The sequence below is a fragment of the Corynebacterium sp. MSK073 genome (genome assembly GCF_030232085.1).
Classification (GTDB): domain Bacteria; phylum Actinomycetota; class Actinomycetes; order Mycobacteriales; family Mycobacteriaceae; genus Corynebacterium.
The window spans coordinates 1-23,251 of the sequence record NZ_JASPIY010000014.1 but is presented as its reverse complement, the minus strand read 5'-3'; the positions used below and the strand labels follow the sequence as shown (position 1 = coordinate 23,251).

23 protein-coding genes and 1 pseudogene are annotated in these 23,251 nt (G+C 60.4%); 11 read left to right on the top strand and 13 right to left on the bottom strand.

Annotated features, from left to right (window positions below; translation table 11 throughout):
* Window positions 1–2: 2 nt before the first annotated feature.
* Window positions 3–617, bottom strand: a complete 615-nt coding sequence (locus QP970_RS09510; RefSeq protein ID WP_239269409.1) for a dTMP kinase — start codon at window positions 615–617, stop codon at window positions 3–5.
* Between the two features lie 63 nt (window positions 618–680).
* Entirely contained in the window at window positions 681–1,034 is a 354-nt protein-coding gene (locus tag QP970_RS09505) for a DUF4259 domain-containing protein (protein WP_239269408.1), read from the bottom strand.
* 212 nt (window positions 1,035–1,246) lie between these two features.
* Here QP970_RS09505 and QP970_RS09500 point away from each other — a divergent pair, with 212 nt between their 5' ends.
* Window positions 1,247–2,107 (top strand): hypothetical protein, encoded by an 861-nt coding sequence (locus QP970_RS09500; protein ID WP_239269407.1) that lies wholly within the window; start codon window positions 1,247–1,249, stop codon window positions 2,105–2,107.
* Between the two features lie 119 nt (window positions 2,108–2,226).
* Here the strand turns inward: QP970_RS09500 and manA are convergent, their stop codons facing one another.
* Window positions 2,227–3,480 carry a mannose-6-phosphate isomerase, class I gene (manA, locus tag QP970_RS09495; RefSeq protein WP_284869877.1) on the bottom strand — a complete coding sequence of 418 codons (1,254 nt, stop codon included), beginning with the start codon at window positions 3,478–3,480 and terminating at the stop codon, window positions 2,227–2,229.
* A gap of 6 nt (window positions 3,481–3,486) precedes the next feature.
* Window positions 3,487–4,535 (bottom strand): annotated as a pseudogene (locus tag QP970_RS09490) (exopolyphosphatase).
* Between the two features lie 41 nt (window positions 4,536–4,576).
* Here QP970_RS09490 and cobA point away from each other — a divergent pair.
* The gene (gene cobA, locus QP970_RS09485; protein ID WP_239275623.1) at window positions 4,577–5,329 is read left to right on the top strand and encodes a uroporphyrinogen-III C-methyltransferase; all 753 of its coding nucleotides are present in this window, start codon (window positions 4,577–4,579) and stop codon (window positions 5,327–5,329) included.
* Here the strand turns inward: cobA and QP970_RS09480 are convergent.
* Genes QP970_RS09480 through QP970_RS09465 form a run of 4 tightly spaced genes read right to left on the bottom strand, consistent with a single transcriptional unit; the run spans window position 5,326 to window position 8,998 of the window.
* The gene (locus QP970_RS09480; RefSeq protein ID WP_239269403.1) at window positions 5,326–6,345 is read right to left on the bottom strand and encodes a sulfite exporter TauE/SafE family protein; all 1,020 of its coding nucleotides are present in this window, start codon (window positions 6,343–6,345) and stop codon (window positions 5,326–5,328) included. The two genes, cobA and QP970_RS09480, sit on opposite strands and share 4 nt — an antisense overlap.
* Window positions 6,339–7,064, bottom strand: coding sequence for a sirohydrochlorin chelatase (locus tag QP970_RS09475; protein WP_239269402.1), 726 nt, complete (start codon window positions 7,062–7,064; stop codon window positions 6,339–6,341). Before QP970_RS09475 ends, QP970_RS09480 begins: the two co-directional genes overlap by 7 nt.
* A gap of 9 nt (window positions 7,065–7,073) precedes the next feature.
* Window positions 7,074–7,325: a hypothetical protein gene (locus QP970_RS09470; protein WP_005277497.1), complete on the bottom strand. Its 252-nt coding sequence runs from the start codon at window positions 7,323–7,325 to the stop codon at window positions 7,074–7,076.
* Complete coding sequence (locus QP970_RS09465; RefSeq protein WP_239269401.1) at window positions 7,322–8,998, bottom strand: nitrite/sulfite reductase; 1,677 nt, start codon at window positions 8,996–8,998, stop codon at window positions 7,322–7,324. Before QP970_RS09465 ends, QP970_RS09470 begins: the two co-directional genes overlap by 4 nt.
* Window positions 8,999–9,301: 303 nt before the next feature.
* On the opposite strand from QP970_RS09465, the gene QP970_RS09460 reads away from it, so the two are divergent.
* Window positions 9,302–10,654: an FAD-dependent oxidoreductase gene (locus QP970_RS09460; RefSeq protein WP_284869876.1), complete on the top strand. Its 1,353-nt coding sequence runs from the start codon at window positions 9,302–9,304 to the stop codon at window positions 10,652–10,654.
* 17 nt (window positions 10,655–10,671) lie between these two features.
* Here the strand turns inward: QP970_RS09460 and QP970_RS09455 are convergent, their stop codons facing one another.
* Both QP970_RS09455 and QP970_RS09450 read right to left on the bottom strand, forming a co-directional pair.
* The gene (locus QP970_RS09455; protein ID WP_239269399.1) at window positions 10,672–12,039 is read right to left on the bottom strand and encodes a phosphomannomutase/phosphoglucomutase; all 1,368 of its coding nucleotides are present in this window, start codon (window positions 12,037–12,039) and stop codon (window positions 10,672–10,674) included.
* A 104-nt stretch (window positions 12,040–12,143) separates the two neighbouring features.
* Window positions 12,144–12,653, bottom strand: coding sequence for a DUF3499 domain-containing protein (locus QP970_RS09450; RefSeq protein ID WP_239269398.1), 510 nt, complete (start codon window positions 12,651–12,653; stop codon window positions 12,144–12,146).
* Between the two features lie 88 nt (window positions 12,654–12,741).
* Here QP970_RS09450 and QP970_RS09445 point away from each other — a divergent pair, with 88 nt between their 5' ends.
* Window positions 12,742–13,218 (top strand): metallopeptidase family protein, encoded by a 477-nt coding sequence (locus QP970_RS09445; protein WP_239269397.1) that lies wholly within the window; start codon window positions 12,742–12,744, stop codon window positions 13,216–13,218.
* An 85-nt stretch (window positions 13,219–13,303) separates the two neighbouring features.
* On the opposite strand, the gene QP970_RS09440 is transcribed toward QP970_RS09445, so the two are convergent.
* From QP970_RS09440 to QP970_RS09430, 3 genes are all read right to left on the bottom strand, one after another.
* Window positions 13,304–13,597, bottom strand: a complete 294-nt coding sequence (locus tag QP970_RS09440; RefSeq protein ID WP_005277485.1) for a WhiB family transcriptional regulator — start codon at window positions 13,595–13,597, stop codon at window positions 13,304–13,306.
* Window positions 13,598–14,035: 438 nt separating this feature from the next.
* Window positions 14,036–15,130 carry a mannose-1-phosphate guanylyltransferase gene (gene manB, locus QP970_RS09435; protein ID WP_239275621.1) on the bottom strand — a complete coding sequence of 365 codons (1,095 nt, stop codon included), beginning with the start codon at window positions 15,128–15,130 and terminating at the stop codon, window positions 14,036–14,038.
* Between the two features lie 93 nt (window positions 15,131–15,223).
* Window positions 15,224–16,132, bottom strand: coding sequence for a glycosyltransferase family 2 protein (locus QP970_RS09430; protein ID WP_239269395.1), 909 nt, complete (start codon window positions 16,130–16,132; stop codon window positions 15,224–15,226).
* A gap of 134 nt (window positions 16,133–16,266) precedes the next feature.
* On the opposite strand from QP970_RS09430, the gene QP970_RS09425 reads away from it, so the two are divergent.
* From QP970_RS09425 to QP970_RS09395, 7 genes are all read left to right on the top strand, one after another.
* A complete protein-coding gene (locus QP970_RS09425) occupies window positions 16,267–17,898 on the top strand; it encodes an LCP family protein (protein WP_239269394.1) in 1,632 nt (543 codons plus the stop codon).
* A gap of 25 nt (window positions 17,899–17,923) precedes the next feature.
* Window positions 17,924–18,586 (top strand): TIGR03089 family protein, encoded by a 663-nt coding sequence (locus QP970_RS09420; RefSeq protein WP_239269393.1) that lies wholly within the window; start codon window positions 17,924–17,926, stop codon window positions 18,584–18,586.
* A gap of 28 nt (window positions 18,587–18,614) precedes the next feature.
* The gene (locus QP970_RS09415; protein WP_239269392.1) at window positions 18,615–19,352 is read left to right on the top strand and encodes a sulfite exporter TauE/SafE family protein; all 738 of its coding nucleotides are present in this window, start codon (window positions 18,615–18,617) and stop codon (window positions 19,350–19,352) included.
* 189 nt (window positions 19,353–19,541) lie between these two features.
* Complete coding sequence (locus QP970_RS09410) at window positions 19,542–20,177, top strand: ABC transporter permease (protein ID WP_239275615.1); 636 nt, start codon at window positions 19,542–19,544, stop codon at window positions 20,175–20,177.
* Window positions 20,178–20,179: 2 nt separating this feature from the next.
* Window positions 20,180–21,394, top strand: a complete 1,215-nt coding sequence (locus QP970_RS09405; protein WP_239269390.1) for an ABC transporter ATP-binding protein — start codon at window positions 20,180–20,182, stop codon at window positions 21,392–21,394.
* Entirely contained in the window at window positions 21,381–22,133 is a 753-nt protein-coding gene (locus tag QP970_RS09400; RefSeq protein ID WP_023016900.1) for an ABC transporter permease, read from the top strand. Before QP970_RS09405 ends, QP970_RS09400 begins: the two co-directional genes overlap by 14 nt.
* On the top strand, window positions 22,130–23,086 hold the full coding sequence (locus tag QP970_RS09395; protein WP_239269389.1) for a glycine betaine ABC transporter substrate-binding protein: 957 nt from the start codon (window positions 22,130–22,132) through the stop codon (window positions 23,084–23,086). The genes QP970_RS09400 and QP970_RS09395 overlap by 4 nt, the downstream gene beginning before the upstream one ends.
* The last annotated feature ends 165 nt before the right edge of the window (window positions 23,087–23,251 follow it).

Genomic DNA, 23,251 nt, shown 5'->3' with positions numbered 1-23,251 from the left:
TTTTAATCTCCTACAAGGTCATTTATTGCTGCCGTAATAGTATCCGCATCGGCGGTGGCGATCCAGCGCCCGCCCCACCCGGACTCGACTAGGCGCCGGTAAGCGGCGGCGGTGCGCTCCTGCAATCCCCCATCGCGTTCATAGTGGTCGCGCTCGCGGGTGGAATCACTGGCGGCTCGGGACTGCGCTCTTGCCGATGCCACCTCCACCGCCGTATCCACATACACCTGCAGGTCTGCTTGTGGCAGGCCCAAGGTGCCAAATTCTAGGTCATAGACCCATTGGAAGAGGCTATCGTCGCGCAACCGGGCTGCGGAATAGGCAGCGTTGGAGGCTACATAGCGGTCTAAGATCACTACCTCGCGCGTTTGCTTCGCCGCCAGCAATTCCTCTTTTATCCCAAAACGGTCGAGGGCGAAAAGCGTGGCCATACCGTAGGCCGAATCCGTAAGGTCGCCCATCTTTCCGTAGAGCGCCTCGCGCGCAAGCTGCGCGTGGATGGAGGTCTCATAACGCGGAAAGGAAACGGTTTTTACTGGGACTTGGAGGGCGTCCCGCACTGCGGTCGCAAGTGTATTTTTTCCGGCGCCGTCAATGCCTTCAATGCTTATAAGCATGGTGAGATATGCAGAATCCTTTCTGCTCCTAGGCGGCGCCAGCGGCACCGAGGGAGGTGGTTTTTAAGAAAGTGCCTCGATAAACGGTTCCACGTCGTAGTCTCCTTCGACGGTATCCAGGATCTCAAGGGCATTTTCGGTCAGGGTATCGTCAACGGTTCCCACCAAGTCCCTAATATAGGGGTAGTCTTCAACGGTTTCGCTGGCGCTGAACGGCGCGCCTGCCCAAATGGCGGCGATCGTGGCCGCAGCGTGGGCGTTGAGCTGTTCTTCCTCGGTTAAATCGTTCTTGCTGCGAGCCACCTCGCAGGCATCCTGTACTGCGCGGATTACCCCTTCTTCATCGAGGTTTGCCAATTCATCTAGAAAATCCACGTTGAGATCGGTGCTAAAAATCTCTTCGTCCCAGCTGCTCATTTCTCACTCCTTCGACGGGTTTAGCGCCATTTATACACGCTTTTCCGGCGGAGAAAAATCGGGCATGAAAAGGATTGCATAGGCACTGCCTTTTCTCATCTCTGCGTTGTTTACATATCACGGAATCCGCAGCCTGTCGCGGAAATTCCAATACATGATACTCTCGTTATCAACTTGTTACCCACCCTATGCAACCAAGAAAGGAGGGCACGATGAAACCAGATTCACGTCGCGTGTACGTCTTCATCGTGCTCGGCCTTATCGCCGCCGTCGTCGTGGGAGTGGGCGTGTGGCGCATGAGCACGCCGAGCGCCCGTTACTCCAATGCCGCGAATGAGTCCCCTACCTCTACCGTGGCACCAAAAAATACGTCCGCTGAAGAATCGACCTCATCGTCGACGCATAAGAAGCCCTCGACGGAAAACTCTGCCCCCGCAGAGGCCAATTCTGGCGCCGGTGAATCAGACCACCAGCACCCTGAATCAACGGACCCATACTTGGCGCCCAATGCAGTCACGCATCCCCACGCGGCCACCCGCCCTACCAAGGTGTACCGCCCCGACAATGTGTACTCTCCAGGCACTTCCGTTAATAATGCCCCGTCCAACCAGGGCGGGCAGGTGCCGCAAAATGGCACCGGCACCATGCAGGCGGTCCCGGATAACCCCAGCAAGCCGGATAACCTAGCACCGTCGTCCCCGGCACCGAGCTCTCCTGTTCCATCCCCTGCCCCGGGCGAGGAGAAGCCTGGTCAAAGTGATCAGGGTAGAGAGTCCGGAAAACCGGTAGAGCCCGCCGGATCAGAAACCCCGGAGCCGCCATCGACGCAGACCCCACAAAAGTCATATACCAAGGGGAGCGCGCAGCGCACCCCAGCGGCTCCTGACGCCACCGCAGAGGGACACGGTGCAGGTGCGGGAGCGCCTTCTAGCGCACCGCAGGCGAAAAATAAATCACACGCCGAGCCGGAAGCAACCGGGAAGCCTGCCGCTACGGAACAGGCGGGAAACCAAGAGCCCACGGATATCCCGGCAACGGGAAGCTCTGCCGCAGGATCTTCCGCTGCGCGCTAAGTCCTCTATGCGGCTAGCGCAACTGGTACTAGGGAGTTAGCCTCGGCCAAAATGCGGCCAGCACCTAAAAGTGCCCCCTTGCTGGGTTTTCCAGCAAGGGGGCACAGTTATAAGGCCCCTTAGACTCGGGCCACGAATAATTGCGCCGTGGGGCCCTCAGGATTTGCCTCATTTACAGTGTGAGCATGGGCGGTAACCACTCCTTCGGAGGCTGGCAACCATGCGGCTTGGCCCGGAGAAAGGATTAGTTCCTCGCCCGCGGCATTGCGCAGGTTGAGGGAACCAGCGGTGCACAAGGCGATGGTGGGGCCGTCATAATCGAGATCGACGGAAGAATCCGGCCCGAGCTCGGCGCGATCGAGCAGAAACTCATCGATAGGCACCGGATAGGACCATGCCTCGGCGCCGTGGACATTGTCCTGGTACTGCTTATCCTTTTGCTGCACCCGTGGCTCAGTGGCGGCCGCGTAGGTCAAGACCTTGACCAGCTCCGGCACATCCACGAATTTCGGGGTTAACCCGCCGCGCAAAACGTTATCGGAATTGGCCATGATTTCTACGCCCAGGCCGGAGACATACGCGTGGAGCTGCCCGGCATCGAGGTAGACGGCTTCGCCTGGGGCAAGCTCGATGTGGTTGAGCAAGAGCGCACCGAGCACGCCGATATCGCCAGGATAGCGGTCATTAAGGTCTATCACCGTGGCCATGACCCGCGCTTTCCAATCCGTCGGATCGGCGGCAATTAGGCGCTCACCGGCAGCGACGATGGCCTTAATGAGCTCCTTGCGCTTGGCCGAGGGGATGGTAATCCACGTGGTGAAAAGCACGCGGAGGTTGGCGGACTCGGAGGATTCCGCGGGGTCATCGTCAAGCATAGCTAGGTAGCGCTCAAGCTCTGGGCACTCCAAGGCGGCAAAGAGCTCGCGGGTTTGTGCCAAGGGACGGAAACCGGCCATGGCGTAGAAATCTGAAAGAGCCACGATAAGTTCCGGCTTGTGGTTATCGTCCTTGTAATTGCGGTTTGCAGCCTGCAGGGCAATGCCCGCCTCGTTTTCGCGGGCGAAACCCTCCTCGGCCTGCTCCTTGGACGGGTGGGCCTGCAAAGACAGCGGATCTTCGGCGGCGAGGATCTTCAGCAGGAACGGCAGGTTCTCGCCGTATTCTTTATAGACTCGAGCGCCCAACTGGCCTTCTGGATCCGCCGCAATAACCTCATTGAAAAGCTGGCCATCCACCGTGGAGGGATCGCCCGGGTGGGCGCCAAACCAGAGTTCAGCCACCGGCTTTTCTGCGGCTTCTTCGCCCCGCAGCTCAGGGATGAGGGTGCGCGAGCCCCACGAGTAGTTGCGGGTAGCGCCTTCCAGTAATTGCATTTATTTCTATCCTTTAGAAATCTCGTAGGCGGTCGCGGCAAAACTCCGCGTAATAAGCTGCAGTGAGCGGGCAAGATGCCCAAGGCCCGGTTCCGGGTCGGTGCTGCGGACTGCAAGCGAGTTGGGCAGGTTCGCCTCTTCCTGCCCCCAGAAAATCACCTTCAAGGGTATCAAAGGTGCATCCGCGCCAGCACCGTCGATGAAGGGGTCGTAGAAAAGGTCATCGGCAGGCGCGGGCGCCGTACTGGATTCGGCACCCCGATCGAGTGCGCCGCGCAGGTCAGCGGGCTCGACAAAGGTGCCGGGCAACCCGTGCACGGCCCAGATGGTTGCTGCCATGCGGGCGACCAGGGTATCGATGTGCACGCGCTCGCGGCGCTCGGCATACGCGTAGGGATCGATGACGCAGGAGTGGATAATCCGCGCGCCCTCGGCGTATTCGCGCAGCTGCCGGCCGGGATTGATGGCATCATCGCGCTCTGGCGAAAGCTGCTCAATCTCGCGGTCCACGGCGGCGGCTAGATCCTCTAGCTCCTCGCGCACCGCGCGCGGGGAAGTATGCACGATGCTGCACAGCGCGTACAGGGCCGTGATAAACCGCGCCGGCGAGCAGCCCTCTGCGGTGGGAAGCGAGGGGGCAATCAGGGTGTCTTCCGGGCAATCCTCTACCAAGGGGCCGCTTGCCGGGCCCACCAAGATGGTGGTGGCGCCACGCTGGCTCGCCGCGATGAGCGCGCGGGAGGCCCAATCGCATTCTGCGGGCTCGCCTACCGCTACGACGATATCGAGCGCGCCCACGTATTGCGGCAGCGATTCCGTCACCACCAGCGGGATGCGCAGCGGTTCGGCCAAGCCGACGCCGAGGTGCGCTGCCTCGCGGGCGATGGCATCGGTGGGCAGGATGACCAGGGAGCGCGGGTTGAGCCCGTTGAGGATCTCACCCCAGCGCCCCATTTGCCCGGCGAGCAGACGAATCTGCGCGCCCTCGTGGGCGACATCAAAAATCGCACCGCTTCGGTGTCATAGGCGGAACCATCAGTGAAACCGTTATCCATATCGCTCAAGCATAGTCTGGCTCCCACTATGATGGTGCGGCATGACGTCCGCACAAATTCACCCCGTATCCCTTATCGGTGGCGGCCCTGGCGCGTGGGACCTGATTACGGTTCGCGGCATGCGCGCCTTGCAGGAGGCCGAGGTCATCCTGACCGATCACCTAGGCCCTGCCGCGCAGTTGGATAAGCTCTGCAATATCTCCGCCAAGGAGCTTATCGATGTCTCCAAGCTGCCCTACAAGAAGTCCATTACCCAGGACAAGATCAACGAGCTGCTCATCGAGCACGCTCAAGCCGGCCGGAAGGTAGCGCGGCTGAAGGGCGGAGATCCTTTCGTGTTCGGCCGCGGCTTTGAAGAAGTACAGGCCTTAACCCAGGCATCTATCCCCACCACCGTCATCCCAGGGGTGACCTCCGCGGTTTCCGTGCCCGCGGGCATTGGCATCCCCGTCACCCAGCGCGGAATGGTTCACGGCTTTACCGTCGTATCAGGGCATCTGCCTCCAGGCCACGAGAAGTCCCTGGTGGATTGGCATGCCCTGGCCCAGTCAGGTGCGACCTTGTCCATAATCATGGGCGTGAAAAATGCCCCGGCGATTGCCAGGGCATTGCAAAAAGGCGGGCTTGCTGGGTCGACGCCGTGCGCGATTATTCAGGAGGGCACCCTGGATACGCAGCGGGAATTTCGCTGCGATCTAGAACACCTTGCGCAGACGATGGAGGACAATAACGTCTCCTCCCCCGCTGTGTATGTCATCGGCGAGGTTGCCGGCCTCGACCCGGCCGAGGATTAGGCTTTATCCGCCCGCGGTGCGGATTCCTCCACGGCGCTCACGTCCTTGGAGGCACCGGCCGCGCTGTGTGCAAAACCTGCGGCATGAAATTCCGCGTGCGCCTTGGTTTCGGCGTTTTCGGCCTCCAGCTCCCTCGCGCGGGCTGCCCGGGTAGCGCGCGCACCGTGGATGGTGGCGGAAATGCCCACGACGAGGACTAGGACCATGAGCAGCGGGGAGACGAAGCCCGGTACCGTCAGCCCGAAGTAGGTTTCTAGCCCGCCTAAGACCTTGCCGATATTGAGAGCCACGATGGCCGTACCCACGAGGCCTCCGAGGACGACCGGCTCGATCCGGGAAATCACCCATGCCGCAATCGGGGCGGCGATGGACCCGCCGATGAGCAGGGCCAGCACGGCGGAGAGGTTGGCGACGATATCCTGCCACAATCCAACGACGAAGCCGAGGGTGGCACCCAGTGTGACCAAGAATTCGGCGGTATTTACCGTGCCGACGATGCGGCGGGGCTGCTCGCGGCCAATCGCCATGAGCGTCGAGGTCGATACCGGACCCCAGCCGCCGCCACCGGTGGAGTCAACGAAGCCGCCAACGGAACCGAGCCCGATCAAAAATGGGGTGGAATGGCTGCGCCTTTGCACAAACTTCGCCCGGCGCGGGCGGGAAAAGCGCCAGATGAGGTTGCTGCCGATGGCCACCAAGATGAGCGCGGTAATCGGGGCTGCCGCATCGGTGGAGATATTGGAGAGCACGGTGGCGCCGATAAACGCCGCGATGGCCCCCGGCACGCCCAGCCGGAAGACGGTTTTCCAATCCACATTGCCAAAGCGGGCGTGGCTCAGGCCAGACATTGCGGTGGTTCCTAGCTCGGCTGTGTGGACGACGGCGGAGGCTTGGGCAGGCCCAAGGCCCGCGAGGAGAAGGATGGTGGTTGAGGTGACGCCGAAGCCCATGCCGATGCCGCCATCGACAAGCTGGGCGGCCGCACCGGCCACGGCGATTAAAATAAGGGTTAGCATGGGACACCGACCTCCTGGGCGATGTGATAGTGGGCAGCAACGATGCCAGCGAGATCGGTACCAAGAACGGGATCGACGGTGACATTGCTGGGAGTAGATGACAGTGGTTTAAGGAGCAGTCCTGCGGTTACAAAGAGCGGGATAACCCGCATTCGCGCAGTGCTCCTTGCCAATGCATGAATGCCGTTGCTGCCACCCCGGGTGGCGAACGCGGCCGTGGCGGGTACACCGGTAAGCTGGGATACCCGAGCGGCGAGCCGGCGGATGGAGTCATTGGCCGCAGCATCGGAGGAACCAACGGAGTAGATGACGTGGTGGGTATCTCCAGGCCTGGCGCGCGCGGCGAGTACCGCCGCCAGTTCCTCTTCCCCTGCTTCCCGCCTGTCCGCATCTCGTGCGGCGCGCCCTCCGCCTAAGCACTCGCCTTGCACCAAGCGCAGGCCTGAGGCTTCTTCAGCCGCAGCGATAACGCGGGGAACGTCAACGCGCTGGTGGTAGCCCTGCGTAAAAAGCAGCGGAATCACTACGGCCGAATCTTTCCCGCAGCGCGCGAGGTCGAGCGCAGCAGAAGTGAGATCAGGGGTATTGAACTCCAAGTGCGCCGCCCTATAGGCCGGGTGAGCTGGTATCGCGGCGGCCGCGGCTTGGGTGAGCCGTTCAATGCCGACGGCGGCGCCCGGGTGGCGCGAGCCGTGGGACAAGGTGATGAGTGCGGTCATGGTGCATCCTTAATCCACTGGAGCCGTGGAGTGTCCGCGGCGGGCTAGGGAGCGCTGCAGAGCTTCGGTGGACGAAACGGCCGGGGCCGGTGCCACGGGGGCATCGTCTTGTCCGTGGAAGCGGACCGAAAATACGCGCAGGCACTCCTGGCAGTTCCAGGCAAAGTCGTCTTCTTCATCGGGGAAAAGATCGGTGCCGGCGCAGTACGGGCAAAAGGTGGGGTGGTTGCGATTGGGATTAGGCTTACGGCGAAAATTCACTGCAGATCTTCCTCCTCGGCGCGCAGTACCCAGTGGCGAAACTGCTCGCCTTCTTCGCGTTGTTCCTTATACTTATTGACCAGCCGGATGACGTAGTCCGGTACTTCATCGGCCACGACCTTGTGCCCGCGGAGCTTGCGGCCCCAGTCGGGGGACAGGCCGAGGGCACCGCCCAAGTGGACCTGGAATCCCTCGACGCGGTTACCATCGGCATCGGTGACGATCTGGCCTTTAAGCCCGATATCGGATACCTGGGAACGCGCGCACGCATTGGGGCAGCCATTCAAGGCGATGGAAATGGGTACATCCAAATCCCCCAGGGTGTCTTCAAGAATGTCCACCAATTCGATGGCGCGGGCCTTCGTGGTCACGTGCGCCAACTTGCAAAATTCCAGTCCGGTGCAGGAGATGACACCACGGCGGAACTCCGTGGGCTGGGAATACAAGCCCGTTTCATCCAGTGCGCGGGAGAGAGCCGGAATATCGTCTTCTTCCACATCGAGGAAGAGCAATTCCTTCATCGGGGTGGTACGGATGCGCGAAATGCCAAATTTTTCTGCGACATCGGCAATGGCAATGAGCTGCTCGCCCGTCGCGTGGCCCACGGTGGGTTTCACGCCGACGTAGAACTTGCCGTCCTTTTGCCGGTGCACGCCCAGGTGATCGCGGCTCCCGGGATTGACCTCGAGCGGGATGCCATCGACAAGCGGCTTGTCCAAGTATTCCTCCTCGAGGACCTGGCGGAACTTTTCGATGCCCCATTTAGCCACCAAGAACTTCAAGCGCGCGCGGTTGCGGTTGCGGCGGAAGCCATAGTCGCGGAAGATGCTGACCACACCGGCCCATACTTCCGGCACGCGCTCGAGTGGCACCCACGCGCCTAGAGACTGCGAGAGCATCGGGTTGGTGGATAGTCCCCCGCCCACGAAGCAATCGAAACCGGGGCCATATTCGGGGTGGTTGACGCCTACAAAGGCAACGTCTTGGATTTCGTGCGTAACGTCCTGGCGCGCATTGCCGGAAATGGCGGTTTTGAACTTGCGGGGAAGGTTGTGGAACTCCTCGCGCGGTAAGTAATTATTCTTAATCTCTTCGATGGCTGGGGTGGCATCGATAATTTCATCCTCGGCTACCCCGGCGACCGGCGAGCCCAGGATGACGCGCGGCACATCGCCGCAGCCCATCAAGGTGCCCAGGCCCACGGATTCGAGTTTGTCCCAGATGGTGGGCACGTCTTCGATCTGGATCCAGTGCAGCTGAATATTTTGGCGGTCTGTAAAGTCCGCGGTGGAGCGAGCATAATCGCGCGAGATTTCTCCCACCGCGCGCAGCTTGGCTGGATCGGCGCGGCCGCCATCGAAACGCACGCGCATCATGAAGTATTCATCTTGCAGCTCCGCGTTGGATAGCTTGGCGGTCATCTCCCCGCCCAGGTTCTGGTTGCGCTGCGTATATAGTCCGAGCCATTTAAAGCGCGGTGCTAAATCCTCCGGCGGGATGGAGGAAAATCCCTGCTTGGAGTAGATGTCTATCACGCGCTGCTTGGCAGAAAGCCCACCATCGTCCTGCTTGATGGCCTCATCGTTATTCAACGGTTCCTTACCGTCAATTTTCCACTGGCCCTCGGGCTTATTGGCGCGTGGCTTGCGTTTGGTCGTTGTTGCGGTAGCCATAATGTGGTGTAGACCTCCCTTTCAAAGCGTTGAGGTGAAACCTACTCGTCTATAGATTACAGACAAAGCGGTCTGTTTTATTTTCACTTTTCCCAAAGCTGTGACCTGCACTTTGAGAAGGTTTAATAAAGAATCTAATTCTTCCACTTGTCTGCAAATAGACCATACGGTTCACTCTCTTAAGAGAAATCCCGCACTCAACCGCGATAAATAGACTATGTGGTCTATTTACGCATATTTATCGAGGGTCGTTCCCTTCACCCCACCGCGGGAGAATACGCAGACAAGAAAGGCAAAATTACCGTGTCAGAAAAGCCCTTAAACGTAGCCGTCATCGGTTCCGGTCCCGCCGGCATTTACGCCTCCGATATCTTGGTGAAAAAGACCGGTGGCAATGTACACATCGATCTCATTGAGCAGATGCCCGCCCCCTTCGGCCTCATTCGCTACGGCGTGGCCCCTGACCACCCACGCATTAAAGGCATTAGTAAATCCCTGCACCGCGTATTGGACACGGAGCAGATTCGCCTGCTTACCAACGTGCACATCGGCCGCGATATCACCGTAGACGAGCTGCAGCAGCACTACGATGCTGTCATCTTTGCCACCGGTGCGGTAGGCGATCGCCACCGCGATATCCCTGGTGCACAACTGCAGGGAGTGCACGGCGCCGGTGAGTTCGTAGGCTTCTATGACGGCAATCCGCGTTTTGAGCGCGAGTGGGATCTCTCCGCCAGCGAGGTCGCCGTCATCGGCGTGGGCAACGTGGGCCTGGACGTCTCGCGCATCTTGGCCAAGACGGGCGATGAACTTAAGGTGACCGAAATCGCCGATAATGTCTACGATTCACTGGCGCGCAATAAGGCAGAAACCGTGCGCGTCTTCGGGCGGCGCGGTCCCGCCCAAGCCAAGTTCACCCCGCAAGAGCTCAAAGAGCTCGACCACTCGGACAACATCAATGTGGTCGTCTCCCCCGAAGATATTGATTACGATGAGGCCTCGCTAGAGGCGCGCGCTTCCAGCAAGTCCACGGATTTGGTCTGCCAGGTTCTTGAGCAATATGCCATTCGCGATCCCAAAAAGGCCCCGCATACGCTGCAGATTCACCTCTTTGAACAGCCGGTGGAGATCCTCGGTGAGAACGGCCGGGTCAGCGGGATTAAAACGGAGCGCACCGAGCTGACCGGCGATGGCAACGTGCGCGGCACCGGTAAATTCACCACGTGGCCGGTGCAAGCGGTCTATTTTGCCACGGGCTACCGCTCGGACGCCGTGGACGGCGTGCCGTTTAATAGAGAGAAGAACGTCATTAACAATGACGGCGGCCACGTCATCGACGAAGAGGGTGCCATTGTTCCCGGCCTCTATACCACCGGCTGGGTAAAACGCGGGCCCGTCGGCCTGATTGGCATTACCAAGTCCGATGCCAGCGAAACCATTGGCATGCTGCTTGATGATGCCGCCGCGGGCAGCCTACCTTCCCCCACCGCCGGCGATATCACCGAGGCCTTCGCGGATAAGGGCGTCGACTACCTCACCTGGCAGGATTGGCAACGCCTCGATGCCGCTGAGCGCGCACTGGGCGAGCGCGAAGGCCGCGAGCGAAAGAAGTACGTGGAGTGGGAAGACATGGTGGCCCACTCCCGCGCGCAGTAGTTCAGTGATTCCAGCAATTAGCGCCTGATGATGGCGAGGACCTCGTCCACAATCTGCTGGACCTCTTCGGAGGTCTTCGCCTCAACATTGAGCCGTAGCAGCGGCTCGGTATTGGAAGCGCGCACATTAAACCACGCGTCCGTGCCCTTGAGCTCGACCGTGACGCCATCGAGCTCATCGACAGATTCGATCTTATCCGCCAGCCCATCGAGCACGGCCTGGGTGGCGGCCTTTTGATCCGCTACCGTGGAGTTGATCTCGCCGGATGCCTCGTAGCGGGAGTATTCCGCCATGAGCTCGCTGAGCGGCTTATCCGTCTGCCCCAGCGCGGCCAGCACGTGCATGGCGGCCAACATGCCGGAATCGGCGTTCCAGAATTCTTGGAAGTAGTAGTGCGCTGAGTGCTCGCCGCCAAAGGCCGCCTTGTGCTCGGCCATTTGGGCCTTAATGAAGGAGTGGCCCACGCGCGTGCGCACGGCGGTACCGCCCTTTTCCGCGATGAGCTCCGGCACCGTCTTGGAGGTAATCAGGTTGTGGATAATGGTCGCGCCTGGGAACTTATCCAAGTAGCGGCTGGCCACCAGCGCGCAGATGGCAGAAGGCGATACCGGCTGGCCCTTTTCATCCACCACGAAGCAACGGTCGGCGTCGCCATCGAAGGCAAGGCCGATATCGGCGTTTTGCTCTACGGTAAATGTCTGCAGATCCTCCAAGTTCTTGGGATCCAGCGGGTTCGCCTCGTGGTTGGGGAAGGTGCCATCAAGCTCAAAGTAGAGATCGCGGACATCAAAGGGCAGGCCATCGAAGACGGCCGGGACGGTGTGCCCACCCATACCATTGGCGGCGTCGACGGCGACGACCAGCGGCTTGGACTCTTCCAGCGGCACGAGGTGGCGCAGGAAATCGGCGTAGCCGGTCAGGATTTCTTGCTCTGCGATGGCACCATGGGGGCCGTCGTAGTTTGGGGTGCCATCGATAAGCATCTGCTTGATTTCTTCCAACCCAGTCTGCTGCCCCACGGGGACGGCACCGGCGCGGCAGAGCTTGATGCCGTTGTACTTCGCCGGGTTGTGGGAGGCGGTAAACATCGCACCCGCGCACTCCATAGAACCCGCGGCATAGTAGAGCTCATCGGTGGAGGTAAGCCCCAGAAGCGTCACGTGGAGGCCTTGGCTCACCACGCCTTCAGCAAAGGCTTGCGCCAACGCGGGTGAAGACGGGCGCATGTCGTGGCCGACGGCCACGGTGTTTTCGCCTTCTTCGCGCAGGATCGCGGCGAAGGCGGCGCCAGTATCGCGCACAAAGTCTTCATCGATATCTTCGCCCACCACGCCACGGACGTCATAGGCCTTAATCACTGCATCAAGATGCTCACGAGTTCGCATACCTCGCAATAATACTCCCTGCCTGCGGGCAACTAGCGCAGTGCTCCTTCCGTGTCTGCAGCTAACTAGCGCGGGGCTTTTCAGGCGCTGTGCTCAACCCGCGCTTAGTCGGACTCGGACTCGGTCGCCGTGTCTTGCTCCGCGGCGGAGCTGGAACTGTCCTCGCTGTTCGCATCGGGGACGACGGACAGGTGAGCGCGGCGGGCCTTTTTGGCATAGGCCACGCGGCGGGTGCGAAATACCGGGTGGTTGGAATTGGCGGGATCAGCGCCATCGAAGGTGGCGGCGTAATCGATGGGATCTGCCCCGGAGCCGGCGCTGCGGTCATCGACAAGCCCCGTAGTAACCCTGCCTTCTTCCTTGACCGCCTGGGCCAGGGCCATAAGGTCGTCATCCTCGTCGAGCTCGATGCGGTCTACTCGCACCAGCTCCCACCCCACCGGCGCGGAGATGCGGTCGCGGTGAGTGCTGCAGAGATCCCAGCTGTGCGGGTTATCCTCTTCTGCCAGCGGGCCAACCACAGCGGTCTGATCCGCATATGCGTAGGTCAACGTCGCCACGGCGGGTCGGCCGCAGCCTGGGCGGGAGCAATGGCGAGATTCAGTCACGCGCATTAGTCTAAACCCTTGGTTGAGATTTAGATAGTACTTCCCCGGCGTGGCTGCACTTATTGCGCCGCCACCGAGCTTTAGAATCAACGCCATGACCGCCGCTCGCCCCCGCCCGCATATCCGACCCGCCCGTGACCGCCACGGGCGCGGCCTGCACGGGCCCCTGCTGCCGCAGCAAACCCCGCGCTACCGCAGCGCCCGCGAGCTTTTCGATGCCGCTGTCCTCGAGGCCTACGCCCCCATTCAGCACGCCTTCGCCCCGCAATTGCGCGGGCTCGACCTTGCAGTAGATACCATCCCGCGCATGCGCCTTTCGGCGGATATGACGGTGCTGCCGGATGAAATCATTGCCGATGGTCCCGTGCCGCTCGGCCGCATCGTGCCCGCCGGAGTCGACTCTTCCGGCAGCCCTACCCGCGCCCGCCTCGTCATCTTCCGCATGCCCATTGAGCAGCGTGCCGTCACCGCCGCCGAGCGCGCGGAGCTCCTCGGCACGGTCATTACCGCCCTGGTGGCCAATTACTTAAACCTCGCCCCAGAGGAGGTAGACCCACGCTATAGCTGGTAGGAAAGCATAGTCGCGCTAAAGAAAACTCTAGCCCTTGACAGCACCACATGGGGCGCAGCCAAGGGCTAGAGCACACACAACTTAATTAACCAATCTCGCGCTTGAGGCGGCGGCGTTCGCGGTCCGAAAGCCCGCCCCAAATTCCGAAGCGTTCATCGTGCTCCAGCGCGTATTCCAGGCACTCATCGCGCACCGCGCAGGCTTGGCAGATACGCTTTGCCTCACGGGTGGAACCTCCCTTTTCGGGAAAGAATGCCTCTGGATCCGTCTGCGCGCACAACGCTTGATCCTGCCACTCCTGCTCGACGGCACCGAAGAGTTCATCGAGCGATACCTCTGCAGCAGCACCGCCACGGAGAATGGCGTTGTTATTAGCCATTTTGTCCACGCCTTTTCCTTTCTCCGAGGTTGGGTAATCCTAATCAGTGCAACCGACTGTACACGAGGCTGAAGTACGACTGAATCGCCGTCAATCCGCGATCCAATCCGTAAAACGGGTGTGTCGGTCGCCGTTTCTTGCACTGATGTAATTTCACACCGGATCACTAAATATCGTCAACCTGAATTAGTGCCTTTTCTGCGCTTTATCGCAAAAACGCTGCACACGATCCCCATCCGTCACATTAGTAACATCCGGTGCCATCCGGGGGTATAGGTAGGGGGTACTAGATATAGTGGTGCCCGGTTTTTCTGTCAACAATTTTCAGGAAGTATCGGCGTGTCTCCCAAAATCTCGGCCGGGCGGGGAGCACAAAGCCCTCCGCACCGCGCTCGCGGCCGAGCTGCAAGCGGTGCGGAGGGGTAGGTGGTGGGCGCTTTAGGCGTCGGAGCTAAAGCGGATGCCGGCATCGGGGATGGTCACACCAGGAAAGACCCGCATGCCGTCCACGAGCTCGCAGCGGGCGCCAACGTGGGCACCTTCGCCGATGACGCAGTTTTCGATGACCGCGTTGGCACCGATGTGTGCGCCCGAGGCAATGATGGAGTTGTGGATGATGGCGCCTGGTTCGATGCGCACGCCATCAAAGACCACGGTTCCTTCAAGGCGGGAGCCGGCGCCCACCTCGGATCCGCGGCCCACCGCGGTGCCAGACAGCAGCAGCACGCCGCCGGCAATGCCGGCCGAGGATTCCACGAGGGATTCACCGGTGCGGCCTTCCAGCAGCGGCGATGGCGCGATGCCGCGCACCAAGTCGGAGGAGCCGCGAGTGAAGTCATCGGGGCGGCCCATATCGCGCCAGTAGGAGTTATCGACGTGGCCGACGACCAGGCGGGCATCGGCAAGCAAGCCCGGGAAGGTCTCACGCTCGACCGAGACCACGCGGTCTGCCGGGATAGATTCGATGACGGAGCGGTCAAAGACGTAGCAACCGGCGTTGATCTGATTGGTTGGTGGATCCTCGGTCTTTTCCAAAAAGGCCGTGACCCGGCCCTCAGAATCCGTGGGCACGCAGCCAAAGGCGCGCGGATCCGCCACGTTGAGCAGGTGCATGGTGACATCCGCACCCTTGTTGTGGTGCGTGGTCAAAATGCCCTCAAGATCCATGCCGGAAAGAACATCGCCGTTGAAGACCATGACGGTGTCATTGCGCAGCTTGTCATAGACGTTGCGAATGCCGCCGCCGGTGCCCAGCGCGGTTTCTTCCACCACGTATTCGATGTCCAGGCCGAGCTCGGAGCCATCGCCAAAGTATTCCTCGAAAACCTCTGCCTTGTACGAGGTGGACATCACCACGTGCTCAATGCCCGCGGCCTTGATGCGGGCGAGCAGGTGCTGCAGGAACGGGTAGTTCGCCGTCGGCAGCATGGGCTTGGGCGTACCAATGGTCAGTGGGCGCAGGCGAGTTCCGCGCCCGCCCACCAAAATCACTGCATCGGTGGTGGCACCGTGGGTGGTGGCTGCTTCAGTCATAGTCATCCTTTGTATGCAGACAATCTTATTCTGAGGTTTTTCGAAGGTCAGTGTATGCGGCCGCGGCCAGAAACCAGGTCAACGGCACGCGCTTCAGGCGTCCGAATCTTTGGCGGTACTAGCGCGAGCGGCCGTTACCGCTCCCCGCACCCGCAATCCCAGCCACAACGCTGCGCGCAGCGGGGCCTGCCACCACGCCGGGTGGCGGTCCGCCTGAAAGCGGTACGCAGAGCTGTGGTGCGCGCGCAGCATCGCCCCGGCGTGCGCCTGGGTGGAATGCCCCTTGGCATGGCTGATGACGGCTTCTGGGCAGAAAATGTTTTGATACCCGGCGCGCGCGAAGCGATCGCCCAAGTCCACGTCTTCCAAGTACATGAAGTAGCGCTCATCAAAACCGCCGATGGCATCAAAGGCGTCCCAACGCACCAAGAGGCAGGATCCGGATAACCACCCGGCGGGGCGCTGGACGGACATATCGGCATCGTTGCGGTAGGTGCGCGTCCAAGGATTAGAAGGCCACAGGTTAGAAAACAGCGCGTGGCCGATGCCGGTGGATATATTCGGCACAGACCGGGCGGATGGGTAGTTGCTGCCGTCCGGTTCCACGATGCGCGGGCCAACCGCCGCGGCATCCGGCCAGCGGCGCGCGCACGCAATCATCTGGTCAATGGCATCTTCACTAAAGGTGACATCCGGGTTAGAGATAAGGAAGAACTCTTCGTCTACGCGCCGGTTCTCGCGCACCCACCGAGCACCGGCGTTCATGCCAGCGCCGTAGCCAATATTGCCGCCGGTATCGAGGAAGTCCACGCCTTCCCTTTCCGCTGCAGCGGCTTCGGGGATGCCGTCGGTCGAGCCATTATCCGCCAGCACCACCTGGGCGCCTTGAGCGCTGGCGTCCGGCAGGGAGCCTATAAATCGCGCCAAGTACTCACCGGGGTTATAGGTCACGGTGATAATGGCGAGCGGAGCTGTAGTTTCAGTAGTCACAATGGGCCCCAAGTTTAGTCACGCCAGAGGCTGTGTCCGGAGACAGACACTGTTTCAAACACGCGAAACTGGTCACGGATCCCTAATTTTGGCGAGATCTCCCCTAAACTGTCTCCAGATCCCCGGAAAGTAGAAAGCCTTCACTTGTGACTTCTGAGAACACTCGCCGGGCGCGCAATATCCAACCCGCGCCCTCTGCCGCTAGCGCGGTTAAGCAAAAGGGTTCCACGGCCACCAAAACCATCGTGGCTGTTATTTCTGCCCTCATCCTGGCTGTCTCCGGCGTGGGCTACGCCACGGTGGGGCGCCTGGATACGGGCATGTCCTCCGCCTCGGACTTATCTTTGGGCGAGGATGGTTTATCCGATCCTTCCTTGGACGGCGCCGCCGATATCTTGCTCGTGGGCAAGGACTCGCGCACCGATGCCCAGGGCAACCCCCTCTCCGAAAAGGAGCTGGCGGATCTCCACGCCGGCGTTGCCGAGGGTGAGGAAAATACCGACACCATCATGCTCGTGCGCATTCCGGAAGACGGCTCGCGCGCTACCGCGGTCTCCATTCCGCGCGATACCTATGTCAACGATCCGGACTACGGCAATATGAAGATCAATGCCGTCTACGCCTCGCACAAAAACGACAAGGTCCAGGAGCTCCAGCAGGAAAACGCCAAGGCGGAGGCGCAGGGCGAGAAGAAACCGTATTCGGATAAGGACATCGAAAAGCGCGGCGTGGAAGCCGGCCGCGAAGGCTTGCTCAAGATGGTGCACTCCCTGACCGGAGTGTCCATTGACCACTACGCCGAGGTGGGCTTGCTCGGCTTTACGCTGCTTACTGATGCCGTCGGTGGCGTCGAGGTGTGCCTCAACGAGGATGTTGAGGACGAGATGTCCGGCGCCAATTTCCACAAGGGCATCCAGACCCTCGATGGCGCGCAGGCGCTGACCTTCGTACGCCAGCGCTATAACCTGCCGCGCGGTGACCTTGACCGCATCGTGCGCCAGCAGGCGTATATGGCCTCGCTGGTGAAGAAGGTGCTCGATAATGACACGCTGACCAGCCCGTCCAAGCTCTCCAAGATTGCGAAGGCCGTGGAGCGCTCCGTGGTCATCGATGACGGCTGGGACATCATGGGCTTTGTCACCCAGCTAGCAGGCCTGGCCGGCGGCAATGTCACCTTCACCACCATCCCGGTGACCTCCATCGATGGCCGCGGCGATTACGGCGAATCCATCGTCACCATCGATACCAATGAGGTCCACCGCTTCATGGAGGATCTGGCCATGTCGCACGAGGAAGCCGAAGAAGACGCGGCCCACAAGGAGGAAAACGCCGAAAACGCAGCGGAGCACGATTCCGATATCAACTCCGATAACGAGGTCCACGTCCTCAATGCCGGCAATATCGATGGCTTGGCCGCCGGCATCGGCACCTGGCTGGAAAACACCGGCTATACCGTCGAGCGCTCCGCCAATGCCCAGCCCGGCATCTACTCTGAGTCTCAGGTCGTGGCCGCGGACCCCGAGAGCGAAGATGCCAAGAAGCTGGCGGAAAAGCTCGGTGGCCTGCCAGTGGTAGAAAACCCGCAGCTCGATGACAATACCTTGCTCGTCGTGGCCACCGATGACTACCAGGGCCCCTCCGATGAGGAAGCCAGCGCCGAGGAATCCGCGGCCGAAGAAGATACCGACCTGGTGGGAACCCCGGGCAACGACTTCGGCGCCAACAAGGTTGCGCCTGAAATCGACGCTGGTGGCGACGGTCCGCGCTGCGTGAACTAAGCAGGCTGGCCTACGATGGGCGGGTATGGAACTACTCGCCCATCTTTTAAACGCCGATGCCGCCACCCCACGGCTGACTGTTTATAACGAATCCACCGGCGCGCGCATGGATTTTTCCGCCCAGACGCTCGATAACTGGGCGGCCAAGATCGCCAATATGTTGGAAGAAGAGCTCGACTTGGAGCCTGATTCCACCATCGCCATCGACGTGCCCACCTCGTGGCAGGCTGCCGTCATTGCCTTAGGCGCCCTCGCCGCCGGGCCCACCTTTGATTTTGGTGAATCGGCCGCGCTTGCCGATGTCGTCTTTACCTCCCCCTCCCGCTACCTCGCCGCCCAAGAGCGCCAGCCGCAAGCCGATATCGTGCTCATCAGCGACGACCCCTTTGGCCGCGGCATCGTTGAATCCGGCGGGGATCTGCCCACCGGTGCCATCGACTTCGGCCCCACCGTCCGTTTTTATGGCGATCAGTACTTTGGTGAAACCCAGCCCCTGCCGGAATTGGTGACCCCGCCCGGCGGCGCCGAGCGGCTGCTATCTACCGGATGGAGCGATAAATCTTCCTTCACCCGCGCCGTGCTCGAGCCCTTAGCAGCCGGCGGCTCCGCCGTTATCGTCGCTGGACTCTGCGCCGCGTCCCGCTTGGATGAAATTGCAGCGAATGAGAAAGTAACCGCCCGGCTGTAGGTTAAGTGCCCTATACTTGCCTTCCATCATGTTCTTGGGAATCTCTTCAGACGCGTGGGTCTACATCTTTATTGGTGTGCTCATCTTGGTCGGCACTATCACTCAGGGCTCGATCGGCTTTGGGCTCGGCACCATCGCCACCCCCATAGTCGCGCTCTTGCGCCCAGATTTAGTCCCCACGCTCATCTTGCTCCTCGCGCTGTGCATTTCCATCTATACGCTGGCGCGAACCTACCGCGAAACCTCATGGCGCTTGGTCGGCATATCCGTCATCGCCCGCATTCCGGGCTCGTTCGCCGGTGCGTGGGCGATCGCATCCCTCTCACACGACGGCCTGTCCATCTTCATCGGCTGCGCCGTGCTCTTGGCAATGTCCCTCTCCAGCCTCGGCTGGAGCCCCGAGCCCACCAGGCGCAATACCGTCTTAGCCGGGCTTACCTCCGGATTCCTGGGAACCTCTACCTCCATCGGTGGCCCGCCGATGGCGCTGATTATGAAGCGCTTCGACCCACAGCGCACCCGCGGCAGCCTCGCCGGCACCTTTGTGATCGGTACCGTCATGTCCCTTATCATCCTGGGCTTTAACGGCCAGGTGACCCAGCCGCAGGTCTACGCCGCCGCTGCCTATAGCCCGTTGGTGGTCGTCGGTTTATTCATTGCCAACTATCTCAACCATTTCATCGATACTAAGCGCCTGAACCGCATCGTCACGGTGGTAGCTATTACCGCTGCCCTGGCACTTATCGGCCAAGTGCTGTTTTTCTAGGCCGCCAATAAGACCGGTATTACCTCGTGCTCACTGCCCCCGGTTTTGTGCCCAGCCTGTCACGCTATTGTTTCGCGCGTAAAAAAGCTTGTACGCTAGAAGCACATCATCAGCGCAGAGGAAGGACCAGAGAGTCTGTGCTCCTAATAATTTTCCCTGCGCCCTATTCTCTTTCTTTTAGGTGATGAAATGAACGAATTTATCGCTGCGCGCTGGCAGGATATCCTTTTCCGCAGTTACCAGCACGCAAGCCTTGTCATCCAATCAGTCGTTGTGGCCCTGGTCATCGCGTTGGTAATTGCCATCTTTGTGGCCCAACGCCCGCGCGGTGCGGCTATTGCTAATGCCTTAACCTCCATCGGGTTGACCTTGCCTTCGCTGGCGCTCCTTGGTCTTGCCATCCCGCTTTTTGGCATCGGCACCATACCGTCCGTTGCCCTCGTGGTCTTTTATGCTGTCCTTCCCATCCTGCGCAATGCCATCGTCGGCTTGCACAATGTCAGCGACGATGTCATCGAATCCGCCCGCGGGCAGGGCATGAGCTCGACGGCCATCCTCTTCCGCATCCGGCTGCCGCTGGCCTGGCCGGTGATTATGACCGGTATCCGCGTCTCCACCCAAATGTCTATGGGTGTTGCCGCCATCGCCGCCTACGCGCTCGGCCCAGGGCTGGGTGGATATATCTACTCAGGGCTTAGCCAAATCGGCGGCACCAACGCACTTAATTTCACGCTGGTGGGCACCATCGGCGTCGTCATCATCGCGCTCATCGTGGATGCGATTCTCGCCGGAATCCAAAAATTGACCACCCCGAAAGGTATCTAAGAATGTCCGATACAACGCACGCTTCATCCACGCACGCCGAGGACACGAGCAATAGCGGTGCCAGCATCGTCTTCGATCACGTCACCAAGGCCTATTCGGGCCAGGACTCCCCCGCCGTGGAGGACCTTTCCTTCGAAATTCCGGCGGGCGAGCTGGTCGCATTCGTCGGCCCGTCTGGTTGCGGTAAGACCACCTCGCTGAAGATGATTAACCGCTTGGTGGAGCCAACCAGCGGCACCATTTATATCGATGGCGAGGATGCCACCAAGAAAAACCCCACGCAGCTGCGCCGCGATATTGGCTACGTCATCCAAGGCGGCGGCCTCATCCCGCACATGTCCGTCGCGGATAATATCGCGCTTGTGCCCAAGCTAAAGAAGTGGAAGGCCGATAAGATTTCGAAGCGCACCGACGAGCTTTTGGATATGGTCGGGCTCGATCCTGCCACCTACCGCGATCGCTTCCCCAGCGAGCTATCCGGTGGCCAGCAACAGCGCGTCGGCGTCGCCCGCGGCCTGGCTGCGGATCCGCCGGTGGTCTTGATGGACGAGCCCTTCGGCGCGGTCGACCCCATCACCCGCACCCGTCTGCAGGATGAATTGGTCAATATCCAATCCGAGTTGAAAAAGACCATCATCTGCGTCACGCACGATATCGATGAGGCCATCAAGCTGGGCCACCGCATCCTCATCTTTGAACCGGGCGGAAAGATCAGCCAGTACGATACGCCCGAAAACATCCTGGCCGCGCCCGCGAATGATTTCGTCGCCGATTTCATTGGTTCCGGCTCTGCCTTAAAGCAGCTCAACCTGCGCCGCGCGGATGAGCTGGACCTTGCGGACCAGGCCACCGCGCGCATCGGCGAACCCACAAGTGAGGCCCTAGCACGCCTGCGCGAAGCCGGCGAAGAAATGGTGGTCATCATCGATGACAAGGGCCATCCCCGCGACTGGATCTTCGCCCGCCAGCTCGAGCGCTACGAGACCATCCCGGAGCCGCAGTTCGAGCTCAACTCCGTTGTGGATGCGCGCTCTACGCTTAGCGATGCCATGTCTGCCATGCTTGCTTCCTCCCACAGCGGCGCACTTGTCACCCGCCGCGGTGAATTTGTGGGCGTTTTGTACTACGAAACGGTCACGGATTATATCCAACAGATGAACGCCGCGGCCCAAGAGGCTTTAGATGACCAGGAGGTGGATTCCGGTGGAGAAATTTAAGCGCCTGACCGGTGAAGACCGCCTCCTTATCATCGGCATCCCCATCCTGGTGGTACTTACGGTGGGCGGCTGGCTCATCTGGCACGCCACGGCCGAGCTCGATGATATTGAAGAGCGCACCCTGCAGATTAGCTCCGTGCTCACCATGACCCGCGAGCACTTAGTCCTCGTGGTCATCTCCGCGCTGCTGGTCATCGCCACGGCCGTGCCGCTGGGCATCGTGCTAACGCGCAAGTCCACCAAGTTCATGGCGCCGATCATCACCAGCATCGCGAATATTGGCCAGGCCGCGCCCGTCGTCGGCGTCATCGTCTTATTGGCCATCTGGCTGGGCTTTGGCGAGCCGGTGGCAATCCTCGGCCTCTGGTTCTATGCCTTCTTGCCCGTGCTCGCCAACGTGATTGCGGGCTTGCGGGGCGTGGATAAGCAGCTTGTCGAGGCCGCCTATGGCCTCAGCATGTCACCAATCCAGGTGCTCACCAAGGTTGAGCTGCCCATGGCCCTGCCGGTCATCATGACCGGCATCCGCACCTCCTTGGTGCTTTTGGTCGGCGCTGGTGCGTTTGCCACCTTTATCGATGCCGGCGGCCTCGGCGGGCTGATTACCACCGGTATTACTCTCTACCGCAACCCTATTCTCATCTCTGGCGCGGTCCTTATCGCCGCCTTAGCCTTAGCGGTCGAATGGGTGGGCCGCGTTCTTGAGGTTGTCTTCGCCCCGAAGGGAATGATCAAATGAAACGCCTCCTCGCAACCCTCGCCGCCGCAGGCACCTTCTTCCTCGCCGGGTGCGGCCTCGGCACCGCCGGTGGCCTCATCCCGAGCGGACAGTTAAAGGGCGACCTAGCCGATATCGACTTGGATGGCGCCAATATTTCCATCGGTTCCAAGAACTTCACCGAGCAGGTGATCCTGGGCAAGATTGGCGCCATCCTCTTGGAATCCGCCGGTGCCAACGTAAAGGACTTGACCAATATCCCCGGCTCCACCTCGGCGCGCCAAGCGCTGGAGGTCGGCGATATGGACTCCATGTTTGAATACACCGGTACCGCCTGGATTACCTACCTGGGCAACGCCGATCCGGTCCCCGGCTCGCAGGAGCAATACGAGGCGGTAAAAGAAGCCGATAAGGACCATGGACTTACCTGGCTGCCCCCTGCGCCGATGAATAATACGTACGCGCTGGCCATTAGCGAACAGTCCCGCGCACAGTACGGCCTTGAGTCGCTGGCCGATATCAAGGGTATTCCCGCCAATGAACAGACCTATTGCACCGATAGCGAGTTCTTGGCCCGCAACGACGGCCTGCTTACCATGCTGGATAGCTATGGCATTGAACAACCACCGCGCGACCGCATCCGGATTATGGATTCCGGCGCCGTCTATGCCGCCTTGAATAAGGGCGAGTGCACCTTCGGTTCGATCTTTGCCACCGATGGCCGCATTAAGTCCTTAAACCTCACCGTGCTCGAGGATCCTGAGCTCTTCTTCCCTAAGTACAACCTCGCCCCAGTTGTACGCACCGAGGTCTTGGAAGAACATCCAGAGATCAAGGATCTCTTCGCGCCCCTCGCGGAGCTCCTGACGGATGAAAAGATGCAGGAGCTCAATGCCCGCGTGGACGTGGACGGTGAGGACTACACCGCCGTGGCCCGAGATTTCCTCATCGATGAAGGGCTGATAGAAGGATAATCTTTGGGGCCGCTTACCAGCACAAATGGATGTACAGGAAACTTTCAGTAATTTTCAGCGACCTATCAGATAGATTCCATTGCTGTTCCAGCCGCGTGCCCCATACTTAAATCATGCGTTTGAGAGAGCGCATACGAGAGAGATAGAGAGAACCCCTCAGTTTCC

Coding starts and splice junctions, on each gene's coding strand:
- QP970_RS09510 (WP_239269409.1), bottom strand. CDS start 617: ATGCTTATAAGCATTGAAGGCATTGACGGCGCCGGAAAAAATACACTT.
- QP970_RS09505 (WP_239269408.1), bottom strand. CDS start 1,034: ATGAGCAGCTGGGACGAAGAGATTTTTAGCACCGATCTCAACGTGGAT.
- QP970_RS09500 (WP_239269407.1), top strand. CDS start 1,247: ATGAAACCAGATTCACGTCGCGTGTACGTCTTCATCGTGCTCGGCCTT.
- manA (WP_284869877.1), bottom strand. CDS start 3,480: ATGCAATTACTGGAAGGCGCTACCCGCAACTACTCGTGGGGCTCGCGC.
- cobA (WP_239275623.1), top strand. CDS start 4,577: ATGACGTCCGCACAAATTCACCCCGTATCCCTTATCGGTGGCGGCCCT.
- QP970_RS09480 (WP_239269403.1), bottom strand. CDS start 6,345: ATGCTAACCCTTATTTTAATCGCCGTGGCCGGTGCGGCCGCCCAGCTT.
- QP970_RS09475 (WP_239269402.1), bottom strand. CDS start 7,064: ATGACCGCACTCATCACCTTGTCCCACGGCTCGCGCCACCCGGGCGCC.
- QP970_RS09465 (WP_239269401.1), bottom strand. CDS start 8,998: ATGGCTACCGCAACAACGACCAAACGCAAGCCACGCGCCAATAAGCCC.
- QP970_RS09455 (WP_239269399.1), bottom strand. CDS start 12,039: ATGCGAACTCGTGAGCATCTTGATGCAGTGATTAAGGCCTATGACGTC.
- QP970_RS09450 (WP_239269398.1), bottom strand. CDS start 12,653: ATGCGCGTGACTGAATCTCGCCATTGCTCCCGCCCAGGCTGCGGCCGA.
- QP970_RS09445 (WP_239269397.1), top strand. CDS start 12,742: ATGACCGCCGCTCGCCCCCGCCCGCATATCCGACCCGCCCGTGACCGC.
- QP970_RS09440 (WP_005277485.1), bottom strand. CDS start 13,597: ATGGCTAATAACAACGCCATTCTCCGTGGCGGTGCTGCTGCAGAGGTA.
- manB (WP_239275621.1), bottom strand. CDS start 15,130: ATGACTGAAGCAGCCACCACCCACGGTGCCACCACCGATGCAGTGATT.
- QP970_RS09420 (WP_239269393.1), top strand. CDS start 17,924: ATGGAACTACTCGCCCATCTTTTAAACGCCGATGCCGCCACCCCACGG.
- QP970_RS09415 (WP_239269392.1), top strand. CDS start 18,615: ATGTTCTTGGGAATCTCTTCAGACGCGTGGGTCTACATCTTTATTGGT.
- QP970_RS09410 (WP_239275615.1), top strand. CDS start 19,542: ATGAACGAATTTATCGCTGCGCGCTGGCAGGATATCCTTTTCCGCAGT.
- QP970_RS09405 (WP_239269390.1), top strand. CDS start 20,180: ATGTCCGATACAACGCACGCTTCATCCACGCACGCCGAGGACACGAGC.
- QP970_RS09395 (WP_239269389.1), top strand. CDS start 22,130: ATGAAACGCCTCCTCGCAACCCTCGCCGCCGCAGGCACCTTCTTCCTC.